Source organism: Streptomyces sp. NPDC051677 (assembly GCF_044453465.1).
Classification (GTDB): domain Bacteria; phylum Actinomycetota; class Actinomycetes; order Streptomycetales; family Streptomycetaceae; genus Streptomyces.
Genome location: NZ_JBITCT010000112.1, coordinates 1 through 4673 on the forward strand (window position 1 = coordinate 1; position 4673 = coordinate 4673).

Sequence of the window (4673 nt, forward strand, 5' to 3'; positions counted from 1 at the left end):
ACCCGCTACGACAAGACCGCCGAGTCCTACCAGGCAGCTGTCACGCTCGCCTCGCTCCTGATGTGGGCGTGACATTTGAAGACAACTCCTAGGGGCGGGCGAGGGTGAGAAGTGCCGGAAGGCCGGCGGGGAACGCGGCTCTACAGAGCGGCGTGAAGGGCCGTGGCCATGGGCAGGCCGAGGCCGAGTCGCCTCTTGAGCTGGGCCGCCGTGATGGGTTCGCCATGCTCGGCGTGGTGGGCCGAGGCGATGGAGCGCGCTTCGGTCAGCAGCGGCTCAGGCACCTTGACCGCAGGCGCAGGCGGGACGAGCGCCGGGGCGCTGAGTGCGGGGGCGGGGGCCGGTTCCGTCGCGACGGGTGGCGCAGGCGTCGAGGCAGTCTCCTGTTCGGTGGAGGCCGGGGCGGACTGCTGTGCCGGTTCTGTCTCAGCAGCCGGGGCCGGGGCGGTCGCTTCGGTGGCGACCGCGTGGAAAGAGCGCAGGAGCTGGGGGCCGACCGCTCCCCAGCCGAGGAGCAGCAGCGGGGCCACGGCGTCCACGGCAGCGCGGCCGTAGTGCGCGGCGGTGATCGGTTCGGCGATGTTGAGAGCCAGGGTGAGCAGGCCGGAGACGTGCATGAGGCGGGTCGCCGCCTTCATCTGCTCCGGCGGGACGCCCCGCAGGGACAGGTAGCGCAGGGCCACCAGGAGCCCGACCACCGACAGGTCAACCATGGGGGCGATCAGGGGTGCGATGGGCGCGGGGACGTCCAGGCGCAGGGCCAGGGCCCAGACGTTGCCGAAGGAGAAGACGAACGCCAGGAGGGCGATGATGCCCATGACCACGGTGACCGTGCGCTGAGTGATCCGGTCCTCAGACATAGGGTTTCACCTCCTTTCACAGGTGATGGGGCGTAAGCCGCCGAGCGGTCAGGCAGCGATCGGAGTGGAGCCGTCGTCGTCGGGGTCGATCTTGGTGAGGTCGACGAAGGGGAGCAGGTCGGCCGGGTCGGCGGTCAGGTGGGCGGTCTTGTGCGCGATCTCGGCCGCCCACTCGTCCGGCACGTACGGGGTACGGATGCGAGTGAAGCCGGGCTGTGACTGGTGGTTCATCGAGGCGACGCCGACGTAGGCCGGGTCCTGAAGGTTGATCGGGTTGGCGTCCGGCCAGTCCCGGATGTCCTCACCAAGGGCCGCCACGGCGGCTTCGGCGGTCTTCTGCGCGAAGCTCAGGCCGATGGGGCACACGTCGCGGATGAAGGTCGGGATGGCATCGCCTGTGCTCTTCTGCGTGGCGAGGATGACGAGCATGCCCACCGAGCGACCCTTCTTGACCAGGTCTTCCACCAGCCGGGCGTTCTCGGCAGCGAGCGCGGCCAGCCTCTTCGTCTTGGGGTCGCTTCCCTTGTGGTCGCGGAAGTAGGTGTGCGCCTCATCGATGATCAGCACGACCAGCGGCCACTTCTCGGACGGGTCCACGTCCCACATGGACTTCACCCCGAGCACATCGCGCACCAGGGTCGAGCGCACCCGCCGCAGGTCCACCAGCCGCCTAAACAGCTTGTTGGCCTCTTCGAGGTCATCGCCCACGAAGGCGAACATGCGCCGTACCCAGTCGGCATAGTCACCCTCGTACGCGGCGGACACCTTGCCGTCCGCGCAGGCGAACTGAACCCACGGCGCGGGCGCCCAGTCGGACAGAAGCCTGTTGATCAGCGACGTCTTGCCCTTGCCGGGGAGGCCGGCCACGCCCATACCGGTCACGTGCCGGAGGTCGACGGATACGGGCTGGGCGTACTCGTCCACGCCCAGGTCCAACCGGGCCACCTTCTCCGGCACCTTGCCGGTGGGACGGTGCTCGGTGGGGAACTTCAGCGGATCGAGGCGCACGCCCCGGATGACGACCGATCCCGGCTCGTCCTGGATGACTGCCACGCGCGTGCACCGCCAGGCGTCCGCCAGGTGAGGGGCAGCCTTCTGGTACTGCTCCAGGCCGACACCGGGCAGGCAGCCCGCCCGTGCGATCACCCCGTACGCGTCATGCGTCACCTTCAGCGTGGGGACCAGGATGCGGGGCTTGACGGGCTTGCCGTCCGAGTTCGCCAGCGAAGCCAACGCGGTCGGCATCTTGTCGATGGCGAACAGCTTCAGCATCTGCGCGAGCCGCTTCCAGGTCCGCCGCACCCGCACGGCCTGCCGGATGGACTGCCGAGTCATGGCATCGGCCCGCAGGTAGCGGACGACCCACACCAGCGCCCACACGGCGATACCTGCCAGACCCACCCCGATCAGGACCGGGGCGTAGCCCATCACCTCACTCACGTCGTTCACGGTCACTTCGCTTCCTTCTTTCGACTCCGGGTTCGGGTGCGGTCGGCGGGTGTCGGCGCAGCGAGGATCAGACAGATTTCCGCGCGCTGCACCGCGTCAGCAGGCGGAAACCCGTGGTTCGCCCACATCTCCGCGACGAGGCGAACCCTGTCGTCGTGACCGGCGAGCGTCAGGCAGATCTCCGCATGGCGAAGAGCCGAGGCGGGTGGAAAGCCCGCGCTCTCCCACACCGCCGCGACACTGTGAAGCTGGGTGTCGCGGCCGGTGCGGGAGAAGACGGTGCCGCTCACGCCGTCTCAGCGGCCGGGGCCGAGCCGCCGACCAGGTCGAGACGGTCCGCGCGGTACGCGATGCCGTCCGAGAGCGACCCGTTGAAGATCCGGGCCCACGGGGTTGCGAACAGCTCCACCGGCATGACCGGCACGCCCGGCTTGAGGCCGTTGGGCAGACCGGTCTCCGGAACGGTGATCTTCATGGCCTCTGCGCGGTCCTCCTCCATGAAGAAGAGGGTGATCGTGAACAGCTTCGCGCCGGTTTCACGGTCCACGGCGAACTGCGTCTTCTCGGCGTCCGCGTACTTCGGCACGGCCATGTTGCCGACCATGAACGACGCCGACGGGAGCAGGCCAACACGGATACGAGCCATGGCGGCACGTCCTTTCGATTCGGGCCGGTGGTTCCGGCCGCACCATCACTTAACCACGACACGCGCCACAGGCGCAACAACCGCACAGCTGGTGACCCGCTACACACGCCACACAAGGGTGAGCGGGTGTATCGCGTGTGGGGTAAGCGCCGTATCCTGCGGGCATGACACTGCCGCTCGAAGACGACTCCCGGCCGCCCTACGTCCAGGCCGCCGAGGTCCTCCGCAGAGAGATCAGCACCGGCCGACTGAAGCCCGGCGACAAGCTGCCCTCTGCCCGCGCCCTCCAGGACCGGTACGGCATCGCAAGCAGCACCGTGCAGAACGCGCTACGGCTCCTCAAGAGCGAAGGGCTGATCTACAGCGTCCAAGGCCGGGGCAGTTTCGTTCGCAACAGCGCCACCACCGCGCCGGCCGAAGCAGCACCCGGCGAGCAGGGCCGAGAGGATCGGCTCGTAACAGCCGACGACGCTCCCGGCCCCAGCGCGGAATCACTCGCCGAGGACATGAAGGCCATGAAGGCCGACATCAAGCGGCTTGAGGACGCGGTGACTCGGCTTCTGGAGATCGTGGAGGCGCAGCCACGGAAATAGCCGTCGCCAACCGCTGCACCATCGCATCCAACCGGGCAACCGCCGCGCATACGTCGGTCAACTCCGCATCCAGCACGGCTATTTCATGCTCGGTCATTTTCCGCTCCCCGCCTTGCTTCCGTGCCATTTCCTTGCATCCCATCGAGCCGCCCAGAGTCAGCCGAATCCGGGCTTGCCCGCGCAGACCGACCAGCGGTCATCACGCCCGTTGAGTCAGGTCTACCGCTCCGACCGGACACGTTCGAAGGCCCCGGCCTCACGCTCCCGTCCAGCGGGCAAGAACCTTTCTGCGCGGCCCGCATGGCGGGAGGCGTGACCAACCGGCGCCCACTCGGCGAACAGAGCGAACCGAGAGATCCAGGCCCACGGCGAGGCGAAGAGGTCGGATTACATGCGGCACGCTCCGCTTGAATCCGAACGGACGCCCCACCGCCCCCGCACTTTGCGGCCAACACCACACATCTCCCTTCCTTCGCCGAGGAACATCAATGGTCCGGAGAATCGCCGGTTTGGCTAACCGGTGATCGTCGGCTATGTTCCGCCCCTCACGCCGAGGGGTGCCTATAGGGGTTCGCTTTTCGGGTCGGGTGTGACCCCGAGTAAATGTGACCCTCGCCACTCCCCTGCCCCTCTCGTGCGGGATTTCGTCCACCCCTCCTCTCGCGCTCGTAGACGCCGCAGATTCCGGGCCCTCACCTGCTATCAGGTACAGAAATCCGCCCTGGTGTGACAGCCCAAATGTCACGGATTGGTAACGGCAAGCGCGATTTACCGTGCGTTTTTCCACAGCCCCAACCCTGGACCGATTTACCTGTGGATAAAGTTCGCCGACCGCCGGATCAAATAGGCTGCAATGCGCCCATGTACGTCTATAACGGTTGCAGAGGCGCGGAGCGGATTGGGAAGTCGAGGACATCGCATGGGCGCATGACCGGCCACGGGCCCAGAGCAGCGGAGCTGTTCAGAGTTTCTTTACTGGATCAAGGCGGCCCGCCTACGGCGGGCCGCGGGGGGGGGGGGGCCGGGGGCCCCCCCCCCCCCGGTGGGCCCCCCCCCCCCCGCCGGCCCCCCCCCCCCCAACCGCACCACCCCCGAGACGCTCACCAACGACCCGGATCCCAGAGG

The 4673-nt window shown here is 67.9% G+C and carries 5 protein-coding genes; 1 reads left to right on the forward strand and 4 read right to left on the reverse strand.

Annotated features, from left to right (window positions below):
• Positions 1-140: 140 nt before the first annotated feature.
• Genes ACIBAF_RS48435 through ACIBAF_RS48450 form a run of 4 tightly spaced genes read right to left on the reverse strand, consistent with a single transcriptional unit; the run spans position 141 to position 2955 of the window.
• On the reverse strand, positions 141-860 hold the full coding sequence (locus ACIBAF_RS48435; RefSeq protein WP_399473121.1) for a DUF2637 domain-containing protein: 720 nt from the start codon (positions 858-860) through the stop codon (positions 141-143).
• A 48-nt stretch (positions 861-908) separates the two neighbouring features.
• Positions 909-2309 (reverse strand): cell division protein FtsK, encoded by a 1401-nt coding sequence (locus ACIBAF_RS48440; protein WP_399473123.1) that lies wholly within the window; start codon positions 2307-2309, stop codon positions 909-911.
• A gap of 2 nt (positions 2310-2311) precedes the next feature.
• Positions 2312-2599 (reverse strand): hypothetical protein, encoded by a 288-nt coding sequence (locus tag ACIBAF_RS48445; RefSeq protein ID WP_399473125.1) that lies wholly within the window; start codon positions 2597-2599, stop codon positions 2312-2314.
• The gene (locus tag ACIBAF_RS48450; RefSeq protein ID WP_359581221.1) at positions 2596-2955 is read right to left on the reverse strand and encodes a hypothetical protein; all 360 of its coding nucleotides are present in this window, start codon (positions 2953-2955) and stop codon (positions 2596-2598) included. The genes ACIBAF_RS48445 and ACIBAF_RS48450 overlap by 4 nt, the downstream gene beginning before the upstream one ends.
• Before the next feature lie 164 nt (positions 2956-3119).
• Between ACIBAF_RS48450 and ACIBAF_RS48455 the strand changes: the two genes are divergently transcribed.
• Entirely contained in the window at positions 3120-3548 is a 429-nt protein-coding gene (locus ACIBAF_RS48455; RefSeq protein WP_399473127.1) for a GntR family transcriptional regulator, read from the forward strand.
• Positions 3549-4673: the final 1125 nt, after the last annotated feature.

What these genes read in the sequence shown, in the direction of transcription:
- ACIBAF_RS48455 (WP_399473127.1), top strand. Translation starts at nt 3,120, where the DNA reads ATGACACTGCCGCTCGAAGACGACTCCCGGCCGCCCTACGTCCAGGCC.
- ACIBAF_RS48435 (WP_399473121.1), bottom strand. Translation starts at nt 860, where the DNA reads ATGTCTGAGGACCGGATCACTCAGCGCACGGTCACCGTGGTCATGGGC.
- ACIBAF_RS48450 (WP_359581221.1), bottom strand. Translation starts at nt 2,955, where the DNA reads ATGGCTCGTATCCGTGTTGGCCTGCTCCCGTCGGCGTCGTTCATGGTC.